Below are 21,556 nucleotides of genomic sequence, written 5' to 3' on the forward strand. Positions count from 1 at the left end.
CGCCAACTCAGCATCCACACCCGACCCGAACACCCAACCAACGACACCGCATGGACCCGCCACGCCACCGCCCTGCTGTCACCCACACCCCCAACACACACACCCACCAGACTCGACACCACCTGGCCACCAAACAACGCAACACCAGTCAACATCGACAACCTCTACGAAAAACTCGCCGAAACCGGATACCACTACGGGCCCGCCTTCCAAGGACTACAAGCAGTCTGGCGACGCGACACCGAACTATTCGCCGAAGTACAACTACCCCAACCACAACAAGACACAGCCGCACAATTCGCAATACACCCAGCACTACTCGACGCAGCACTACACCCACTGCTCATCGACAACAACCAAACCAACCAAAACCACGCCCTACAACTACCGTTCACCTGGACCGACGTCACCATCCACTCCACCGCAGCAACAACCCTACGAGTACACATCACCACGACCAGCGATGCCGTCTCGATCGTGGCGACCGACCCCTACGGCGGGCTAGTCGCCGAGATAGGCGCACTAATCAGCCGCCCCATCACCATCCAACAACTCCCCACAGCAAACACACCCAACCTCACAGGTCTGCTGCATCTAGCCTGGACCGAAACCCCACTGCCCGACACCTGCATCACCACAAACCTCGCCGTCCTCGGCCAAGACGTCCTCGGACTAGGTCTGCCGCTTCGGACCGAACTAGAAACCGCCGAAGCCGGCGACACCGTTCCTAGGCACTGAGCGAAACTGAGTTTTGCTCGGTGGGAGGCCCCGAACGGTGTTGGGGCTCCTGGCTTCCCGCGTTCGTGGTCCCGGGCGGACATGCAGATCGTGTCTGTGGTCCTGGCATGGGGTGGCGGGTTGCCTCACGCTCGCGGATGCTTGATTGGGCCTGCGTGGTCCGATGCCTGGCCACATCGCTCTGGTGTGGTCGGGGCGGTGCCACGCGACGCCGAATCGTGTGTCCGAGCGCGCGCCGTCCGATCGCCACGCTCGCAGCGTGGTGACGGGTGGTCTGTGGGTGGTGGGCGGTCAGTGGTTTCTGCCAGTGCTGCGCGCCCCACTTGCTGGTGTAGGCCGGGTCGACGGCGATCACGCTGATCCCGGCATTGGTGGCCATGGCGAGCAGTCGAGCGCGGAGTTTAGCGGTGGGCATACCCGAGACGACCTGGCGGAACCGGCGGCGCCGGCCGTGCTTTTCGCGGGTCTTGCTGTCGGTGAAATCGAGGTCCTCGACCGCGATGGCCTTGACCCCAGTGTTGTTGGCCCAGTGCAGCAGAGCGGTCAGGGCGTGGCGCAGTTGGGCGTCACGCCGGTCGGTGCCGTCAGACAAGTCGTAGCCGAACGTACGTGGGGCACCGATCGGGTTGCCGTGGGGGTCCAGGCGCCAGGCGGCGAGGTGATCGGCGTTCATGTCCACCCCGACAAGCTCGCCGGTGCGCAACGCCTCCAACGGCACCGTTGGTGGCTGCTTGCGTTGCCAGGAGGCGTCGAGGTACCAGCGCTGCTTGGCTGACGAGAAATGGATGCGGTAAGCCACCGCCTGGTTCGCGGTCACCCGGTCGGCCCATTCCTGGCCCCGATGGGCAAACTGCACCGTGGCGGATAGGACGTAGCGGCCATGCGGGGCGTTGGCCAGGTGCTCCAACGCAGCCGGCAGGCGCAGCGATAGTTCACCATCGCTGGTCACCCGGATAGTTTCGTTGCCCCAGCGTTTCCCCGACTCGCCGTCGGCGGACAAAAACCAGCGGGCTGCTTCCCATTGATCGCGCCACTGCTGCTCGGTGAGCCCGGACTCGGTGAGGTGGTGTCGCTTGCCGAGCAACCGTTTTCCGCCGCGCACCACGCTCACATGACCGGCGCCCCGGTCAGCCTCCACCGCGGCGAAGCGCTGTTGCAGGACCGCCAAACGCCTGGTCTTGGCGAACCACTCGCCTCGGGTCCGGTACCCGCCCGGCATACCTCTGCTGCTCTTGGCTCCTAACTCCTGGCCAAGCCGGTGACCGATCATCGCGATACCTTCGCGCAGGGACTGAGCATGTGCTGACTGCGCTCGCCGGGCCAGCCCCCACTGATCATGGGTGGCTTTCGTGATGGCCCCCGCCCACCTCGACGACGACTCGGCCGTCAGGTCGCGTTTGCGCTCAGCCCAAGCATCGTTGTCGTGGTCCAAACCGGTCCGCACCCGCGCCGCCAGGTCAGCGCTGGCCAACCGGCCCAGATGCCTACCCACCTGACGCAGCACCGCCTCATCAAAGCCGGTCAACCCTTTCAGCCGGGTACGAATGCACACACCGGTCACGGGATCGGCGACGAACGGGGCAGCTATCTGGCGCAATGGGCTCACGACGAGTCTGCCCCCGGCTGGATCGCGGCCACATCGAACCAGCCGCTTCGCCACTGGCAGGACTTCAACGAGTACACCGCCTCGAACAGCGGGCCGCCAGCTCAGCCACCGGGATACCGACCCGTGCAGCGACCGCGGCCGGGGCAAGGTCACAATCCTGCCGACGGCGGTCGGCTTTGGCGTGCTTGCGCCGCCGTCGCTGCTCGACTCGCGCCTGTGACTGTTCGGTCTTCGTGCTCATCACCGGCCATCCTTACCGACACCACCGACAGTTTCAGCGCCCACAACCGCCTGCGGGCCGATATCACGCTGCGCGCAGCCAACAGCTTTCAATGCACGGTTACGCGCAGAACGACGCCCGTACAGGCGCGCGCAGAACGACGTCAGCACCTCCATTATCTGTAGTGAGGACACAGGTTGTTCTCCACGTACTTCATGACGAGATGTCGGTAGATGCTGACAGCAATGTCTATAGTATGTCATGACGTTATTGACGTCAGTCAGGTGTGTCAATCCTTGTTGCTTGAGGAGGAGCGGGCGGTGGCGTTCCAGGCGTTGCGGATCGAGGCACCGGCCGATGGCCGGACCGCGTGGACCGTGGTCGATGAGGGCTACGAGGTTCACCCCGAGGCGGCGGCGTGGCTGTATTCGCTTCGGTTCGGGGCCGACCGCGCGGAGAACACCTGCCGGTCCTATGCCCGGCATATCGCGGCGTATCTAACGTGGCTGTCGGAGACGGGGCGCGACTGGCGGTCGGTGACCAGTAAGGACGTCGCGTCATTCGTCGTATGGTTGGAACGCACACCGGACCGTCGGCGGCGAGCCCCCGGTCCGACGCCATTGAACGAGACGACCCGGGCGCCGAACACCATCAACGCGATCACGACGGCCGTTCGTGAGTTCTATCGGTGGTCGTACGCCCACGATAGGGTGCCCGAGCCTGTGGTGCGCCGGTTCGAGCGTGCCCGCATCCGTAAGAGGGTTCCGCGACCGGCGCCCAAGGCGTTGAGTACTGATCAGGTGCGGCAAGTGGTCGCGGCGTGTCGATCCGCTCGTGACGTCGTGCTTGTTCTGTTGATGTGGCGGTGCGGATTACGGATCTCCGAGGCGTTGGGACTTCGTATCGAAGATATGCACTTTCTTCCGTCATCAACCCACCTGGACTGCGACGTCGCCGGCCCACACGTGCATGTCGTGCGTCGAGATAATGAGAACGGCGCATCGGCCAAGTCCCGTCAACCCCGCTGGGTTCCAGCTGATGCCAGCGTCGTTGACGCTTACCGTCGGTATCGCTGGGAACGTGACGACGTGCCGTCGGCGGCGGCGACAAGTTTCGTCTTCGTGAATCTGAAGTCGGGTGTTATCGGGGCGCCGATGACACCATCGGCCGCTGAGGATTTGTTCCGGCGGCTCACCACGAGGTGCGGTTTCAAAGTTGAACCGCACATGCTGCGTCACTCGTTTGGGACAGCGCTGGCCGAGGTCGACGTACCGGCAGACCTAATCCAAGTGCTGATGGGCCACGCCTCGATCCAATCGACTGAGCGGTATCTGCATGCGAGTTGGGAACGCATGTGCGACGCCGTTGACCGCCTGGCAGCCCGCTACCCGTTACCGGTGCTGGTATGACAGTAGCGCCGCTTTTCGACGAACCGCGCTCATCGCTGACCATCGACGGGCGGATGACCGCGCTACGGTGCCTGATTGACTCCGACTGGCGTCGTGATTGCTGGGATGATCAGCGGCTCGTTTTGCGTTATCGCCGCGATGACCCCTACCTCGGCGGGCGGTACTGCTGCGCGCCGGGGTGCGACGCTCAGACCCAAGACAAAAAGCGTGGGCTGTGCAAGACCCACCGCAGCGCGTGGCAGCGCTGCGGGCTCCCGCTAGACGAGTGGGTGAACGGTTTGCCCCCAGTCGATCGCGAGGCCGCACGTTTGTGCGCTGTTCAACGCGACACCCGTCAGTGTGAGCGGCCGTCGATCACCGCGAACCGCTTATGTAACGCTCATCAGCAGCAGTGGCTACGTGCGAAGCATCGCGGTGAGAGCCTCGCCGAGTTCCTCATGTGGGCAAGCCCGCACCGAAGCCTCGGGATTTGTATGGTCGCCAGTTGCAGTTTGCACGTGCATTTGTCGGGGCTGTGCCCCGGCCACCACTCGGCGTGGCTGCGGGCGGGAAAGCCGACCAAACAGCACCTCGATGCTTGGTTGTTGACTGCGGCACCAATCACAAACACGTTGGAGATCAACCTTATTGGGCTGCGGCCGCTTGCGGCGATGGAGGTTCGTTACGCGTTGCAGCGCCGCGACCGTAGCGGAGCTAAGACCGACCCGAGCTTCCTGGTCACCTGGATCAACCTGTTGCGGACATCGCAAGCCGAATCGATCCTCGACACCTCATCAACCGATTTAGCGGCCCTCAATGCAGTCACGCGCAGCGTGGCCGCCGTCGCGGGGGACTGCGTCAGTCTGGCCTACAGCTCACCTGACGCCGAGCGCCGAAAACTACGCTGGGACGCCCGGGTGTTCGGCCACACGTCCGCGACCGTCTGGGATTTCAGCGGGATCACACAATCGTGGCTTCGTGCCGCGGTGCAGGATTGGGCGTTCATCGCCCAAACCCGGATCACCGCGGCCTCGGTGCGAAGCTACGTCAACGGCATGCGCGTGCTGTCGGAGTCACTTGCGCTTCGCGACGACGGCGGTCACGACAGGTCGGCGGTCGGACGGGCCGATATCGAACGTTTCGCAACGCATCTAGCCGCGCTGCAACGCCAGGACACGATCACCGCATGCAGCCGCAACCAGCGCCTGCGGACCGTCCGCCATGTGCTCAGCGAAGCAAGGGGCCAGGGACTGCTCGCCGGGGTCGATGACCGTTTCTCGATCACGCGGGAACTTCTGCCACGCAAGATCGAGATCGAAGAAGAACCGGGACGAGCGCTACCGGAATCAGTCATCGACCAGCTCCTGCATGCCGAGAACCTCGCGCTGCTCGCCGAGGTTGTCAGTGACCGGGGCGTGCTTGGCGAGCACGCACCCACGCAGCTGCGACTCATGATTGAAACGCTCATCGAGACCGGCCGCCGGCCCCGTGAGGTCACTCACCTGGCCCTCGACACGGCAGGCCGGGACAATCAAGGACACCCAATCCTGTTCTACGACAACACCAAATCCGGCCGGTTGCGACGCCAGCTACCCATCGGAGAAGACCTCCACGCTCGGCTTCTGCGTCAGGCGCAATGGGTGCGGCAACAATTCCCGGACACCGCCCCCACCATGCTGGTGATGTTTCCTCGGCCGACCAAAAACGCCGGCGGCACAGCGCCGATCAGGGTGGCGTCGTTTTGGTACTGGGTACGCCAGTGGATCGAGCAGCTGCCCACCCTGATAGGCCTTAACCGTGGCGCTGATGGCGCGCCAGCACCGTTCCCACGAGGCGACATCACTCTCTATAGCTTCCGGCACAGTTTCGCCCAACGTCACGCGGACGCGGGCACACCAGTCGATGTCCTGCAGAAGCTGATGGACCACGACGATATTAAGACAACCCAGGGCTATTACCGCGTCACCGCCACACGCAAACGCCTGGCCGCCGAACGGGTCGCCCAGATGCGTCGGGACTCATCGGGCAAACGCGCACCCGCCGCTACCGATACCAGCGGACGGCTTCGCGAAGAACGCGGAGAAGTGGCCGTCCCGTTCGGACTCTGCCTCGAACCCAGCAACGTCAAAGCCGGCGGGCAAGCATGCCCAATCCGCTACCGGTGCATCGGCTGCGCCGAATTCCGATCCGACCCATCCCACCTACCCGACCTCATCGCCCACGTAGACGAACTCGTCCGCGCCCGCCAACGCGGCCTGGCCATGCAAGCACCCGACTGGAGTCTGGTGCCCAAACAGGAGATCGCCAAGCTGCGCTCCCTGATCCACACACTGCAACAAGACCTCGACGCACTACCCGAAGACGAGCGCGCCACAGTCGAAACCGCGTGCCAAGACCTACGGACGATCCGCCGTTCGGTACCCGCGCATTTCCTCCGAAAGCCAACGATGCCATGACCCCCAACCAGCAGCCCGACGCTAAACGCTGGGACGCTCTGGTCGAATCCCGCCGCCAAGACAGCGAACACAAGCGCCGCGCCGTCGAACAAGCACTCAGCGCCATGCAACGCGACGGCGACATCGTCACCATCGCCTCCGTCGCCCGTCGCGCCGGTGTCTCCCGAGGACTGATCTACAACGATCCCGGCCTCAAACAAGCGGTCGTCGAGGCCCGCACACGCCAGGAAGCCATAACCCCGGCCGCGCCTTGCCTGCAACCCCGATCCGTCGTCTCCCATCGGGATCTCATCAACGCACTCGCACTAGCCAAGCACGACCTCGTCGACCTCCGCCGTGAAAACACCGCACTGCGGAAACGTCTCGGCCTGACGATCGGCTCCGAACTCGACGCATCTCTCGGCGATACCCACCCGCAAACACTGCAATCACTACGGGAACGCCTCACCGACCTAGAAGCCGAACTCATCGAAGAACGCCGCCGCCGCGAAACCCTCGCGGCCGAAAACCAAGACCTACGCGAGGACCTCGACGCCCAACGAGAAAACTTCCGTAACCTCATGGCCAAACTGAACCGAACATAAGGCAAGTCCTTATGCCAATCCCCATCCGATGCTGGCTCAATCACAGGTGACGGGCGGGGCCGACACCGAACCAACATGCGCGCCACTCGCGGCAGTTTGTCCGACCTCAGCACCAAGACGGCCACACGCGTGGACAGTCGAGTGTGATGAACTTGCGGGCATGCCGAAAAGTCGTGGCCGCCGTAAAAGCGCTAAAGCCAAGCCCGCCCGCCGTAAAAGTGGCCCTTCCCACCCCGCAGACCAGCTGGTGGGCAACGCCCGGAGGATCGGTGGTTTCGATGATGCGCTACACGCAGAGATGTGGGCCAGCGCCGCGCTAGGAAAAGCCTGGGCGAAAGCCGAGTTGGGCGACAAGGAGGCAGAACATCAGCGATGCATACAAGTCGCCGGTCGAGCCAACGCCAAACCCACCCCGTATGAGTTAGAGGCCCTCGTAGCGCTCGCCCGTGTCGCACCTGCTGAGGCCGGGACACCACTGCACGACGCCATCACCGCCTTGACCAAAACCCACCCGCTGCCGTCCTGGTCGACCGACGTGACCTGGACCCCGCACACCGCCTGGCGCGCGGTCGATGTCTACGACAGCGCACGCACACTGCTCATCGACTACCACGGACCCGTACCCCATACGCTGATGGCAGACCTCGACCACGTCGGCGGCCTAGAGATACGCGACATCCTGATCCTGCCCCCCAACGCTGCCAAAGACTGGCAAGACATTCGCCCGCTTGGCCAAGTGCCCATGGCGTTGACGGCGGCCCCGGCGGCTGAGGTGCTCGCCGAGCTGGCCCACGCACTGCGCATCACCGACATGACCTGGCCACGCAACGATGATGAAGACTTCACCGATTGCCGCTCACTGGCCTGGTCCCGCTGCCGTGACCACCTGCGCGACTGGCCAGAACACAAAGAGTTGACCGAATCACAACGGACTCGAATGATCGCCGAGTTCCTCGCCCACAGCGACCACGGCGACGACGACAGCACGGCCCGGTTTCTGGCCGGGCTGCTGCTCGACTACGGCGAAGGCTACATCCATGCTGGACCGCTGCATTGGAGTCCCGGCGAAGTGATGGTCTTCCTGTCTAACTGGCTGCCACGCAAAGCCGTCCTCGAACCCGCCGACCGCGAGGCCCTGCCGCAGGTGCTGCGCGCATGGCTAACGTTTGCGCTTACCCGCCGAGGAATCGCCCCCGAATGGATCAGCCCCGTCATCGCCGCCGTCGATACCTCTTTGCCCGACTTCGACGAGGCCATCGACGACGAAACCGCCTGGGGACCAGCAAAACAGCTCGTCAACGCATTGACCCACCGCGGCGTCGATTTCAATGACTCTGATGCCATCAACCAAGCAATCCGTCAACTCAACGCCGAAAACCAAGCCCACACACCACCATGAACGCCGCGACCAACCACGCCGTCCCACAGAAGGTTCGCCGCCACTTCAAACCTCACCGCTAGCAAAACCCGCCACGCCGACCAACTCCCCGGTCGACGCTCATCATCCGCTTGGAAACCACCAACCCGGCGCTGTCGCAGGCAAGTTGACCCATCGCAATAACTCCAGGCCGCAGAAAAGAGATGTGTCGCCGCCCGCCAACCGTGGCGCACAGCCTCCTCACCAAGACGCGACAGTCGCTTACCGCTGCAACTCCTTGAACATGTTCATAACGTTAGTGGGACCTTTGGCCTGCATAAATGGGCACTCACTACAGATAACCTCCACCATGTCCCGCACCAAATCGTCGTCAACTTCGCCGTCGTCGAGCACCACCAGCCGGCGACCATGCGCAGACAGTGCGGACTCCACCAGCTCAGTGTTCATCCGCCCTAACCGGTCACGATGCTCGACCACAACCGCGGTCACCTTCGGATCGGCCAGCAGCCGCCGGACTTTCGTCCGCGACCCGTTCATCCCAGACCCAACCTCAGCTTCGACCCGCACCACCGTTCCGCCCGCCTCAGCGGCCCAACTCGTCAACCGAGCGACCTGACGATCCAAGTCCGACTTCTGATCATGCGAAGACACCCGCGCATACAACCCGAATGCCGCGGCTGGCGCCGCCCCGGCGGGCATGTCAGGAGAAACCAGAACCGTCCTCTCGTTCACCCGCACAGCCGGAACCGGCAGCGTCCCCTCCCGAAACCACCGATACGCCGTCTGCGGATGCACACCCTGAGCACGCGCCCACTCCGTCAGATTCACACCAACAGCGTACTCACTCGAACGTTCATACGCTCACTATTACTCAGTAATTCGGCAGCAGTTCTCGACCCTAATCATGTGCTACCGCACACCGAAACCCGAACCAACCACTGCTCAACTACCCGACACCACAACCACCGTGGTGCACCAAACCCTCGAATACATCCAAAAATGGCTCGCCGACGACCGATTCACCAACGATCAACTAGTTATAGCCACCCAAGGCGCGGTAGCAGCCGCACCAGGAGAAAGCGTCAACGACCTAGTCCACGCACCACTGTGGGGACTGCTACGCACCGCACAATCTGAATACCCCGGCCGGTTCATACTCCTCGACCTCGACCAACGGCACGCATCACACGACGCCCTACCCCGCGCCCTAGCCACCGGCGAACCCCAACTCGCCCTACGCAACGGCACACTGACCATCCCACACCTCACCCCCACCACCACCGACCACACCCTCGAAATCCCAACCAACACCACAACCTGGCAACTCGACACCACCAGCAAAGGCACCCTGGACAACCTCACCCTGACCCCCACCCCCACCGCCCACACTGCCCTAACCTCCGGCCAGGTCCGCATCGCCGTACGAGCAGCAGGCATCAACTTCCGCGACGTGCTGCTGACCTTAGATATGGTCGATCAAAACGGCCTAGGCGGCGAAGCCGCCGGCATCATCATCGAAACCGCCCCCGACGTCACCGATTTCGCCGTCGGCGACCGCGTCATGGGCCTAATGCCCGGATCCTTTGGCCCCATCGCCATCGCCAACCACCACCACCTAGCCCCACTACCCGACAACTGGACCTACGCCCAAGGCGCATCAGTACCCATCGCCTTCCTCACCGCCTACCACGGTCTAATCGAACTAGCCAACCTACAAGCCGGCCAATCCGTACTCATCCACGCCGCAACCGGCGGCGTCGGCATGGCCGCACTCCAACTCGCCCACCACATCGGCGCCGAAATCCACGCAACCGCAAGCCCCGCCAAACACGACCTCCTCCACACCCTCGGCCTCGACGAAAACCACATCTCCTCCTCCCGCAGCCTGGAATTCGAAGACCGAGTCCGTCACGCAACCCACGGACGCGGCGTCGACGTCGTCCTCAACTGCCTAGCCCGCGAATACGTCGACGCCTCCCTACGCATCACATCCCCACACGGCCACTTCCTCGAAATGGGTAAAACCGACATCCGCGACGCAAAACACGTCAACACAAACCACCCCAACCTGACCTACCTATGGTTCGACCTCCTACAAGCCGAACCCAGCCACATCAGCCGAATGCTCACCCAACTCACCCCCCTGTTCACCACAGGCGCCCTACACCCACTACCCACCTCCGCATGGGACATCCGCCACGCCCCCCAAGCCATGCGACACATCAGCCAAGCCCGCCACACCGGCAAGCTCGTACTCACCATGCCCCCAACAACACTCGACCCCGACGGCACAGTCCTCATCACCGGCGGCACCGGCACACTCGGATCTCTACTCGCCCGCCACCTCGTAACACAGCACCGAGTCCAACACCTCCTACTACTCACACGACAAGGCATCACAGCACCAGGCGCCACAGACCTACACGCCGAACTAACCGCCGCCGGCGCACACATCACCATCACCGCCTGCGACACCACCAACCGCGACGCACTCGCACACACCCTGGCCGCCATACCACCCAAACACCCCCTCACCGCCATCATCCACGCCGCAGGCCTACTCGACGACGCACTACTAACCTCACTAACACCCACCCAAATCGACCGAGTACTCCAACCAAAAATCCACGCCGCCTGGAACCTGCACGAACTAACCCGCGACACCAACCTCGCCATGTTCGTGCTCTACTCCTCCACCACCGCCATACTCGGCGGACCCGGACAAGCCAACTACGCCGCCGCTAACGCCTTCCTCGACGCCCTCGCCGAAAACCGCCGCGCCGCCGGACTACCCACCATCTCCATCGCATGGGGCCTATGGCAACACACCAGCACCATGACCAGCCACCTCACCGACACCGACCTAGCCAGACTCCACCGCGCAGGCATCAACGCCCTCACCGACAACCAAGCCCTCACCCTCTTCGACACAGCAATCACAAGCACCCACGCACACCTCACCGCAACACACCTCAACACCCAAGCCCTACACAACAACAACGAAATCCCCCCACTACTACGAAAACTCATCCAAACAACAACCCCCCAAACCACCACAGCGCCACCAACCACAGCGGGCAGGAACGACGCGCCGCAAGCACTCAGCCGCCGCCTGGCCTCGCTCACCGAGCCGGAGTGCCGGCGGCTGCTGGTCGATCTCATCCGCGACCGAGCGGCCCTGGTACTCGGCTACGGATCCCGCGCCGCGATCGGTGTCCGGCAGGAATTCAAACAGCTCGGACTGGACTCGCTCACCGCGGTGGAGCTGCGCAACAAGCTGAACACCGCCACTGGACTGCGGCTACCGACCACGATCGTCTTCGACCACCCGACACCCGAGGATCTCGCGACGCACCTGCTTGAGGAACTGGCACCGGCAGCGGCCGCGCCGGACGGGCCGCAACGCTCCAACGACGAGATCCGGCGGCTGCTTGCGGCGATAGATCCCGAGCGGCTGCGGCGGTCCGGCCTCCTGGAGGCCCTAAGCAAGCTAACGGACGGCACCGCGCCCGATGTGACCCATAGCCCGGAACAACAACCCGTCGCCGACGCATCCGCGCAACTCGACGATCTCGGCGCGGACGACCTCATCAATCTGGCCTTCGGCGCCACCAACAACTAAAGGGAAACGGACATGGAGACGACCACGCCAACCCCGCCGCAGACCGACGACAGAGCCACCCGGCTGACCGAGGCACTGCGCCACTCTCTCAAGGAGAACAAGCGCCTCCAGGCCGAGCACGACGAGTTGCTGCGGGCCTACCGCGAACCGGCGGCCATTATCGGCATGGCCTGCCGGTTTCCCGGCGGCATCACCACGCCGGAAGACTTCTGGCGACTACTGGCAGACGGCAGAGACGCGATCACAGAGTTCCCGACCGACCGCGGATGGGACCCAGATCTGTACGACCCCGACCCCGACCGTTCCGGCGCCAGCTACGTCCGCCACGGTGCATTCCTGCGCGACGCCGACCGATTCGACGCCGCCTTCTTCGGTATCAGCCCGCGCGAGGCGATCGCCATGGACCCACAGCAACGACTGCTGCTGGAGACCGCCTGGGAGGCTTTCGAACTCACCGGCATCGCCCCTGGGACGCTCTCCGGAAGTCGCACCGGCGTCTTCATCGCCGCCTCCCCGCTCGGCTACGGCACCGGAGCGCACACCGCCACCGAAGGTTCCGAAGGCTACCTGCTGACCGGCACCACAGTCAGTGTCGCGTCAGGACGACTGGCCTATACCTTCGGCCTGGAAGGACCGGCGATGACCGTGGACACCGCGTGCTCGTCGTCGCTGGTCGCGCTGCACCTGGCTCTTCAGTCTCTGCGCAGCGGCCAGTGCGATCTCGCGATCGTGGGCGGCGCCGCTGTGATGGCCCAGCCACACATGTTCATCGAGTTCAGCCGACAACGCGGGCTCGCCCCAGATGGCCGCTGCAAGGCCTTCTCCGGAGATGCCGACGGCACCTCTTGGGGGGAGGGCGTTGGTGTGCTGGTGCTCAGCAGGCTATCGGACGCGCAGCGTGACGGGCGCCGGGTGCTGGCCGTGGTGCGAGGTAGTGCGGTCAACCAAGACGGTGCCAGCAACGGACTAACCTCGCCTAGCGGTGGGGCCCAGAAGAAGGTGATCCGCCAAGCACTCGCGGACGCAGGTTTGGCCGCGTCCGACGTGGACGCGGTGGAGGCGCACGGCACCGGCACCCGGCTCGGCGATCCCATCGAGGCGCGGGCATTAATTGCGACCTACGGTCGGGAACACTCGCCGGAACGGCCTCTGTGGCTGGGCTCGGTGAAATCCAATATCGGCCACACCCAGTTGGCCGCCGGCATGGCCGGAGTCATCAAAACAGTACTGGCCATGCAGCACCGCATGCTGCCGCGCACCCTTAACGTGGACCAGCCGACACCGCACGTCGACTGGTCGGCCGGGACCGTGCGGCTGCTCACCGAGCCGCAGCTCTGGGAAGACAACGGACAACCGCGTCGAGCTGCGGTGTCCTCGTTCGGCATCAGCGGCACCAACGCCCACATCATTATTGAAGCCCCGACGGATGCCGGGCCTGTCGCGGCCACTATTGCGACTGACCCGGATCCCGCAGGCCAGAGAATCAATCGAGCGCCCAAGGACTCCGATCGAAGATTCGAAGAAGCCACTGCATCTGCACGCCCCTGGCTGCTGTCCGCCGCTGATCCGATCGCGCTGCGCGCGCAGGCCGATCGGCTACACGCCGCCGTGACCGCGGACGCGAAGGCCGACCCGGCGGCCATCGCGCTGGCGCTGGCAACCACCCGAGCACAACTGACTTATCGGGCCGTTTTGTTCGGCACCGAACGCGAAGAGCTTCTCGAGGGTCTGGCATGGCTGTCCGGCGATACTGCACGACGAGCGGATTCCATTGTTTCCTCCGCCCCTCCCGTCGTCGGTGTCGCTGTTTCCGGCGACGCGCCGGTGTTCCTGTTCACCGGGCAGGGCGCGCAGCGGGCCGCCATGGGACGCGAACTTTACAACCGCTATCCGGTTTTCGCCGAGTCCCTAGACCACATCTGTGCCCTATTCTCCGAGCATGATGTGGCGTTGCGCGATGCGCTGTTCGCCGATCCGGGCTCAAGCAAGGCTGCTCTGCTCGACCGGACAGCGTGGACACAGCCCGCATTGTTCGCCATCGAGGTGAGCCTGTTCCGGTTGGTCGAATCGTGGGGTGTGCGCCCCGGTTATCTACTCGGTCACTCGATCGGCGAACTGGCCGCCGCACATGTCGCGGGCGTCTTCTCGCTTCCCGACGCTGTCAGTGCGGTCGCGGCACGCGGCCGCTTGATGCAGCAGCAGCCAGCGGGCGGGCTGATGGCGGCCATCGAGGTCGGCGAACAAGATGTAGTCGGGCTCTTGGCCGAGCACCCCGGAGCTGTCTTGGCCGCGGTCAACGGCCCAACGTGGGTTGTCATCTCGGGCGACGAGGGTCCGGTGCGCGCGGTGGTGGCACTGCTGCGCGCCGAAGGCCGGCGCACCAAGGAACTAAGGGTCAGCCACGCCTTTCATTCGCCACGCATGGACGGCATGCTCGACAGCTTCCGCGCGGCGTTGTCCGCACTGACACTGCACGAACCGCAGCTTCCGGTGGTTTCCAACCTCACCGGCCGGACCGCCACCGCCGAAGAACTGCGCTCAGTCGACTACTGGGTGCGGCAGGCCCGCGGCACGGTCCGATTCCACGACTGCGTACGCACCCTGCTCGACGATGGAGTACGCACCTTTCTCGAGCTGGGCCCGGACGGGGTGTTGTCCGCGCTAGTCCGCGATTCCGCCGGGCCCGATGCCGTCACGGCAGTTCCGCTGTTGCGCCGCGGGCGCCCCGAGGCTGCCACCGCGCTGACCGCCCTGGCCCATGCCCACGTGCGGGGCGTGGCCGTGGACTGGCGCGCGCTCCTAGATGCACGGGCCGGCGCGTCGTACCCGGCAGACCTGCCAACCTACGCCTTCCAAGGCGAACGGTTCTGGTTGACCGCCCTGGAATCTGGGGTGGAGCCAGCGGATCTGGGCCTCGCACCAGCCGGGCACCCGATGCTCGGCGCAGCGCTGGCTCCGGCGGACGGCACTGGGCTGGTGCTCACCGGCCGACTATCGCCGACAGCCCCGAGCTGGATCGCCGACCACGTCGTACTCGGCGAAACCGTGCTGCCCGGCACGGCCTACATTGACCTGGCTCTGCACGCCGGGCGCCTGATCGACTGCGACACGGTGGAAGAACTCGACCAGGAGAGTCCGCTCGTCCTCGTCGGCAACGAGGTGGTGCACCTGCAGGTGATCGTGGGCGTCGCCGACGAATCCGGGCGCCGCTCGATCGCGTTCTACTCGCAGCCGCATGCGTCGGCCCGGCCCGGCCCCGACGTCGGACCTTGGACCCGCCATGCCTCCGGGGTACTGGTCGCATCGGAAAGGTCCGAGCCCGATGTCGTGAGAGACCTGCCGGGTGCGGACGACGCGTGGCCGCCGCCCGGCGCCGAATCCGTAGACTTGACCGGCTTCTACGAGGCTGTCACACGCGACGGCCTCGCCTACGGCCCGTCCTTCCGTGGTCTGCGCGCGGTGTGGCGTTCGGGCGACGACATCTTCGGAGAGGTGGTCCTGCCCGAGCCGTTCCGTGCGGACGCGGCTCGATATCACATCCATCCCGCGCTGCTCGACGCCGCGCTGCACGCTGGTCTGCTTGGCACGACCCACGGCAAGGTCATGCTGCCGTTCGCGTGGGTCGGTGTGCGAATGCACCGGACCGGTGCTGATGCGCTGCGCATCCATCTGAGGCCGGCCGGTCCGGAGGCGATGGCCCTCAACGTGACAGATACCCACGGTGTCTCGGTGGTCTCGGCGGAGACGCTTCGGGCACGGCCAGTCTCACTCGAGCAGCTGCGGGCGCCAGCACGCAGCCGGGCGACCAAGAACCTGTATCACGTGGCGTGGTCGCCGATCCCGGCGCCAACGGATTCTTCCCCCGATTTCGACCTCGTCGCAGTCGGCTCTGGTCCCGCGCCAGAAGTTCTTGTGAGCGAGCATTTTTCGGATATAGATACGCTCGCGGCCGCAGTGAACGACGGCAGGCCATTGCCCGCCGCTGTACTCCTGACCGTTCCCGTCGACACCACCGCTCCGGTTCCCGCCGCCACGCGCGCCGCGGTGCACACAGTGCGGTCACACGTGGTGGCCTGGCTGGCAGATCAACGGTTCGAGGCGTCCCGGCTGATCGTCACCACCCGCGACGCGGTGGCAGCGGTGCCTGGCGACAAGGTCGAGGGGCTGATCCAGTCGCCGGTGTGGGGTCTGGTTCGCGCGGCCCAAGCAGAAAACCCTGGTCGAATAGTACTTCTGGACGTTGACGAACCGATCGGTGAGTCGCCGGAAGGACGAGCTGCCCTGGTGTGGGCGGCTCTTCCGGAGTCCGGTGAGCCACAAGTCGTGTTACGCCGCGGCACCCTATTCGCCCCGCAGCTGGCACACATCGGCAACGCGCTCGCGTCGGCCACGGACACAGCACGCCTGAACCGTGAGGGCACGGTCCTGATCACAGGGGGTACCGGTGCTCTCGGCGGGCTTGTCGCCCGATATCTGGCTGAAGAGCACATCGTACGATCCCTGCTCCTGCTCAGCCGCGGCGGCGACGCGGCACCGGGTGCCGACGAGCTGGTAGCGGAACTGACCGCCCTCGGCGCCGAGGTAACCGTGGCGGCCTGCGACGCCGCCGACCAGGAAGCATTGGCCGCGGTGTTGGATCGCGTTCCCCCGGAACATCCGTTGACCGCGGTAGTACACACAGCGGGCGTCCTCGACGATGGCGTTCTCTCCACGTTGACGCCGGAGCGGGTCGACGCCGTCTTGCGCCCGAAGATCGATGGCGCCTGGAATCTGCACGAACTGCTCCTGCCCGTTTCCCAGCCGGGTTCGGACGAAAGCCGCGCCGTGCCAGTACCGCTGATCCTTTTCTCGTCCGCTGCGGCGATCTTGGATGGCGCCGGGCAAAGCACCTATGCCGCCGCCAACACCTTCCTCGACGCCTTGGCTTGTCGCCGAACCGAACTCGGCATGCCGACCGTATCGCTGGCCTGGGGTACCTGGCAGGTCGAACGCGGCGGGATGGCAGCCGCGCTGGACACGCCGACCCTAGCGCAGCTGCGCCGTATCGGCGTGTTGCCATTCCACGCCGACGACGGAATGGCGACGCTCGACCTCGCGCTCGGCGCCACCCTGAGCACCACCACCGATGAGCAGGCGACGCAGCTATCCGCTTTAGTACCGTTGCGACTCGACCTGACCACGCTGCGTACCGAGACCGCCACGGTTCCTCCGCTGTTGGCCAGTCTCGCCCGAAGTGCCGGCAGACCCGCCACCGACTCGGCAGATCGCGTCGCCGCGACGCAACTACGTGCCCGGATCACCGGCCTGGCCGAGGATGAGCGTCTCCAGGTCCTGCTAGATCTAGTCCGACGCGGCGTATCTGAGGTGGTCGCGTCTCATCGCTGGTGTAAATGGTCACGGGCGTAGGTTCCGTCGCAACCGACGAAAGCTATGAAGGAGGGGCTACGCCCGTGACCAAGCGAGTATCGCCGATTGAGCGTGTGCGTGTTGAGATGGATCAGTTGTTCGCCGCGACCGAGCGGCCGTTGACCGAGATTTTGGAGGAGGTCGGGCGGTTATCGGTGCGTCTGGTGTTTCAGGTCGCCGTGGAGGCCGAGGTAGAAGCAGTGTTGGGCCGAGCCCGTCACCAGCGTCGGGTTCAGGACGGCCCGGGCGGGTACCGCAATGGGTATCAACCGCCGGCGACGGTGAAGACCACGATGGGCTCGGTCGAATTATGCCGCCCGAAACTACGCGACACCGACGAGCGGTTCTGTTCGCGGCTATTCGGTGCCGGGGTGACGCGCACCCACGCTCTGGAGGCGTTGGTGATTTCGGGATGGGTGCGCGGTTTGTCGGATCGCGACATCGAGGCCGCGTTGGCCGAGGTGCTGGGCTCGCAGGCGGCGTTGTCGCGCTCGACGGTGAGCCGGATTTGTGCGGCCATCAAAGACGAGTTCGCTGCGTGGTCGTCTCGACGCCTTGATGAGCTGGTGTTGGACTACCTGTTCTTGGATGCCTCGAACTTTCGGATGCATCCCAACGCCCCGGCCGAGCCGGTGCTGGCCGCCTGGGGCATCTGCACCGACGGCAAGCCCCTGTTTATTGGGCTGGCCCCAGCCGCAGCGGAGTCGGCTGATGCGTGGGCCGACTTCTTGGCTGACCTGAGGAACCGGGGACTACGCCCGCCGCTACTGGGCATCTCCGACGGGGCGCCGGGCCTGATCGCCGCATGGGAGACCACGTTTCCGGCAAGCCTGCGTCAGCGGTGTCTGATCCATCGCTGCCGTAACGTCATCGCCAAGACACCTGTCGCGGTCCAGGACGAGATCAAAGCCGCGTTCTGGTCGATCTTCGATGACATTGACCAGCCACCCGGCCAGCAGGCCGTGGATGAAGCCACCCGCCGCGCCGAGGAGTTCACCACCACATACCGCGGGCTCTACCCAGCCGCGGTCGCTTGCCTGGCCAACGACTTCGCCTCGCTGAGCGTGCATTTGCGCTTCCCCCGCCAACACTGGACACGCATCCGCCATTCCAACCTCATCGAACGCACCTTCGGAGAATCCCGTCGCCGGGTCAAGGTCATCGGCCGCCTACCCGGCGAAACCAGCTGTCTGTCGCTGGTATGGGCCGTCCTCGACCGCGCCAGCCGCGGCTGGCGCGGAGTCACCCAAACATCAGCGACCAGCCGCCACCTCCAAGAACTACGCCACCAACTGCTCGAGCCACCCCGCCCACTGCATCCCCCCACCACAACAACCACGACCGACACCACCGCCGCGTAACATGACCACCAGGAACATGCGCCCAGCGTTTTTACACCAGTCCTAAGACGCCACCTCTGAGGTCCTCGGCCACGCCAATCCCGCCGCTATCCCGCCCGACCAGCCATTTAGCGACCAGGGCTTCGACTCTCTCACCTCGATCGAGCTGCGTAACCGCCTGACCGCAGCCACTGATCTGCGGCTGCCATCGACGCTCGTCTTCGATTACCCCACGACCCGCGAGCTGGCCAGGCACCTGAACGAGTGCCTCCCGCGTGCCGACGTCCCGTCGGCCGCCCCAGTGCTGGCTGCACTCGACCAGCTGGCGCCAGCGCTGGCGAGTTTAGCGCCAGACCACCCGGAACATGCCCGGATCGCCCGGCGGTTACACGCCCTAACCGTCGAGTGGACCGAACGGGGTGTGACGGACCCCCTTCCGGACGCGGGCGACAAAGGCACCGGCGGACGGGTATCGCTGGATTCGGCGGACGACAACACAGTATTCGACTTCCTGACCAACGAGCTCGGCATCTCCTAGGGCTTACCGGACAAAGCGCTCGCAACTTATTAGGGGGACTCGCGGTTGAGCTCTAGATGTGGATCACAACCTGTTGTGCTGCTGACCGGCAGCATGTTCCCGGCTGCGCGCACTTGCGAAGACCCACCAATGTTGGCGCAAAAGGCACGTAGCTATCCGAAGTCAACACACCGAGCGGTTCGGGCCGTTCGCGTCAGCGCAGTCACACACAACGGGAGACACGCCTTAGCCACTCTGCTCCCGATTAGGCGAAATGTCCCTATTCAGCGCAAGCGGAAACGCGCAATTTCTGCCCCAGCTGAGCGAGCCAGAAAGACATCTCACGAAGTTAAAAGTCAAGCCACGAGCGAGGGAGGAGGTGGAAAGGCTAGATGTTCGGTGTAGTGCTGGCCGGTTTGCAGGCAGTGGTGGAGTTGGCCGAGGAATTTGTTGAACAGATGTCGTTGGGCTTGGTGGTTCCAGTCTCCTGCGGCGCGGCGGGTGTCGTAGTGGCGACGGGCGCCCGGCGAGGCGCGCAGCGATGCCAAAGCCCAGATGGGACCCACGGCGGCCAGGCGCCGGTTCTTGATATGGCGGTGCAACACGAGGGTTTTCTTGCCGCTGGCGCGGGTGATCGGCGCGGCTCCGGCGAATGCTTTCAGTCCGCGGGCGTCGGTGAAGCGGGCGCGGTCATCACCGATCTCGGCGAGTACCCGGGCACCGGCCAGGTTCCCCAGTCCGGGGAAGCTGGTGATGATCGTGGAGTCCGGGTGCTGCTCAAAATGGGCGGTTGCCGCCTCGGCGAGATCAGCAGCAGTGGTGCAGGCAGCCTCGAACTGACCCAGCAGCCCTGCCAATTGGATACCCATCGCGTTCTCCACGACCGGTGGTTGGTGCAGGTAGGTGTCGGTGAACACCTCCCGCAACCGTTCGATGTCACGGTCGAGATGGCGGCGGCGGCCGGCCTTGGCCAGCAGTCGGCGCAGTCGGGCCGGGGTCAGCTTGGTCGCCTGGGTGGGGGTTGGTGCAGCAGCCAAGATGGTGCGCGCATCTCGACGAGCCAGCCCGCCCTCGGGCAGGTCGGCGAACGCGGTGATGGCCGCCGGGTAGAAATCTTTGAGCACATCGCGAATCTGGTTGCCGATGTGTTGACGTGCCCATACCGCGTCTTGCTGAGCGCGGGCCAGCACCCGGATCGCCTGGGCCAACTCGGTGTCGGCGGGCAATGGGCGGTGCGCGCCGGGGTCGGTGCGCACAATATTGGCCAGCAGCACCGCGTCGGCACCATCGGATTTGGCCCCCGACACCGCATACCGTGCCCGATACCGCGAAGCCGCCAACGGGTTGATCGGATAAATCACCCGGCCAGTTTCTCGCAGCGCCGCCACCCACAGGCCACGATCAGTTTCCATCCCCACTGGTATCGGATCAGCGGCACTGTCACCGGCCTCAGCCAGCAACGTCAACAGCTGCGCGAACCCGGCCGCATCATTGCCCAGCCGTGCACGGGCTACCACCCTCCCGTCGTCATCAACCACAGCAACATCGTGATGCTCAGTAGCCCAGTCGATTCCACAAAACAAGCCCAAGACGTCCTCACTTTTTCGTCGGTGGATGGTTGCGCCGTTACCGGTGGACTCACGCGGCGCCCTAATCGCGGGACTCCAAGGTCCGTCATCTCACTAGCCGTCCGTGACTCCAGCACATCGCAGGACTTCGTTCTGTCGAAGAGCTCAAGGCTCGAGAACAACCATCAGGAAGTCACCCCTGCGACGGGCTCGGGCAACGGAATCTCACCACCAACCCGACAAGACCTGCCGCCAGACGCGCCGCTCTTTCTCAAGTCGTCGAACGACGGGAACACCAGACGTCACCTGACGGCAGATCCCGCAAGAAACAGGCCCCGGTCACCAACACCCGGACCGGTAACCAATCCCTACTAAACGATTAGGAGCGGCCAGACTGTGCCGACAAGCAGTGAGACTGAGGAGAAGCTCCGCTATTTCCTCAAGCGCGTAACGTCCGAACTGCAGGTCAGCCGGGAGCAACTGCGCAAAAAGGAATACACCGAAACCGAACCGGTCGCCATCATCGGCATGGCCTGTCGCTATCCGGGGGGTGTCGACTCTCCCAACACTCTGTGGGACTTGGTCACCGAGAGCCGTGACGCGACCACACCGTTCCCCGACGATCGGGGCTGGGATTTAGACAGCCTCTACGACCCCGACCCCGATACCCCCGGCAAGACATACACCCGCAACGGCTGTTGGTGGCGTCTTAGGACTGGTGTAAAAACGCTGG

Annotated in this window: 11 protein-coding genes and 4 pseudogenes; 10 read left to right on the forward strand and 5 right to left on the reverse strand. The window is 64.6% G+C overall.

The window, feature by feature from the left end; translation table 11 throughout:
* Positions 1-132: 132 nt before the first annotated feature.
* A pseudogene (locus ACO07W_RS02580) lies at positions 133-738 on the forward strand (polyketide synthase dehydratase domain-containing protein); the annotation flags it as partial.
* On the opposite strand, the gene ACO07W_RS02585 reads toward ACO07W_RS02580, so the two are convergent.
* The 3 genes and pseudogenes from ACO07W_RS02585 to ACO07W_RS02595 all read right to left on the reverse strand — a co-directional run.
* Positions 728-2,344 carry a hypothetical protein gene (locus ACO07W_RS02585; RefSeq protein WP_421840481.1) on the reverse strand — a complete coding sequence of 539 codons (1,617 nt, stop codon included), beginning with the start codon at positions 2,342-2,344 and terminating at the stop codon, positions 728-730. The pseudogene ACO07W_RS02580 and the gene ACO07W_RS02585 overlap by 11 nt on opposite strands.
* Positions 2,345-2,408: 64 nt before the next feature.
* Entirely contained in the window at positions 2,409-2,585 is a 177-nt protein-coding gene (locus ACO07W_RS02590) for a hypothetical protein (RefSeq protein WP_421840483.1), read from the reverse strand.
* Positions 2,585-2,737: pseudogene (locus ACO07W_RS02595) on the reverse strand (hypothetical protein); the annotation flags it as partial. The gene ACO07W_RS02590 and the pseudogene ACO07W_RS02595, both read right to left, overlap by 1 nt.
* 72 nt (positions 2,738-2,809) lie before the next feature.
* On the opposite strand from ACO07W_RS02595, the gene ACO07W_RS02600 reads away from it, so the two are divergent.
* From ACO07W_RS02600 to ACO07W_RS02615, 4 genes are all read left to right on the forward strand, one after another.
* A complete protein-coding gene (locus ACO07W_RS02600) occupies positions 2,810-3,973 on the forward strand; it encodes a tyrosine-type recombinase/integrase (RefSeq protein ID WP_421840486.1) in 1,164 nt (387 codons plus the stop codon).
* Entirely contained in the window at positions 3,970-6,408 is a 2,439-nt protein-coding gene (locus ACO07W_RS02605) for a tyrosine-type recombinase/integrase (protein WP_421840488.1), read from the forward strand. The genes ACO07W_RS02600 and ACO07W_RS02605 overlap by 4 nt, the downstream gene beginning before the upstream one ends.
* Complete coding sequence (locus tag ACO07W_RS02610) at positions 6,405-6,992, forward strand: DUF6262 family protein (RefSeq protein ID WP_421840490.1); 588 nt, start codon at positions 6,405-6,407, stop codon at positions 6,990-6,992. Before ACO07W_RS02605 ends, ACO07W_RS02610 begins: the two co-directional genes overlap by 4 nt.
* A gap of 160 nt (positions 6,993-7,152) precedes the next feature.
* Complete coding sequence (locus tag ACO07W_RS02615) at positions 7,153-8,391, forward strand: hypothetical protein (RefSeq protein WP_421840491.1); 1,239 nt, start codon at positions 7,153-7,155, stop codon at positions 8,389-8,391.
* Positions 8,392-8,631: 240 nt separating this feature from the next.
* Here ACO07W_RS02615 and ACO07W_RS02620 read toward each other — a convergent pair whose 3' ends face one another.
* Positions 8,632-9,198, reverse strand: coding sequence for an IS607 family transposase (locus tag ACO07W_RS02620; protein WP_421840492.1), 567 nt, complete (start codon positions 9,196-9,198; stop codon positions 8,632-8,634).
* 76 nt (positions 9,199-9,274) lie between these two features.
* Here ACO07W_RS02620 and ACO07W_RS02625 point away from each other — a divergent pair, with 76 nt between their 5' ends.
* From ACO07W_RS02625 to ACO07W_RS02640, 4 genes and pseudogenes are all read left to right on the forward strand, one after another.
* On the forward strand, positions 9,275-11,992 hold the full coding sequence (locus ACO07W_RS02625) for an SDR family NAD(P)-dependent oxidoreductase (RefSeq protein WP_421840493.1): 2,718 nt from the start codon (positions 9,275-9,277) through the stop codon (positions 11,990-11,992).
* A gap of 12 nt (positions 11,993-12,004) precedes the next feature.
* The gene (locus tag ACO07W_RS02630) at positions 12,005-17,398 is read left to right on the forward strand and encodes a type I polyketide synthase (protein WP_421840494.1); all 5,394 of its coding nucleotides are present in this window, start codon (positions 12,005-12,007) and stop codon (positions 17,396-17,398) included.
* An 86-nt stretch (positions 17,399-17,484) separates the two neighbouring features.
* Positions 17,485-18,759 carry an IS256 family transposase gene (locus tag ACO07W_RS02635; protein WP_421840071.1) on the forward strand — a complete coding sequence of 425 codons (1,275 nt, stop codon included), beginning with the start codon at positions 17,485-17,487 and terminating at the stop codon, positions 18,757-18,759.
* An 88-nt stretch (positions 18,760-18,847) separates the two neighbouring features.
* Positions 18,848-18,937: pseudogene (locus ACO07W_RS02640) on the forward strand (acyl carrier protein); the annotation flags it as partial.
* A gap of 674 nt (positions 18,938-19,611) precedes the next feature.
* Here the strand turns inward: ACO07W_RS02640 and ACO07W_RS02645 are convergent.
* Positions 19,612-20,838, reverse strand: coding sequence for an IS110 family transposase (locus ACO07W_RS02645; protein ID WP_421845748.1), 1,227 nt, complete (start codon positions 20,836-20,838; stop codon positions 19,612-19,614).
* 381 nt (positions 20,839-21,219) lie between these two features.
* On the opposite strand from ACO07W_RS02645, the pseudogene ACO07W_RS02650 reads away from it, so the two are divergent.
* Positions 21,220-21,513: pseudogene (locus ACO07W_RS02650) on the forward strand (beta-ketoacyl synthase N-terminal-like domain-containing protein); the annotation flags it as partial.
* Between the last annotated feature and the right edge of the window lie 43 nt (positions 21,514-21,556).

Origin of the sequence: Mycobacterium sp. (assembly GCF_965230835.1) — a bacterium.
Lineage (GTDB): Bacteria > Actinomycetota > Actinomycetes > Mycobacteriales > Mycobacteriaceae > Mycobacterium.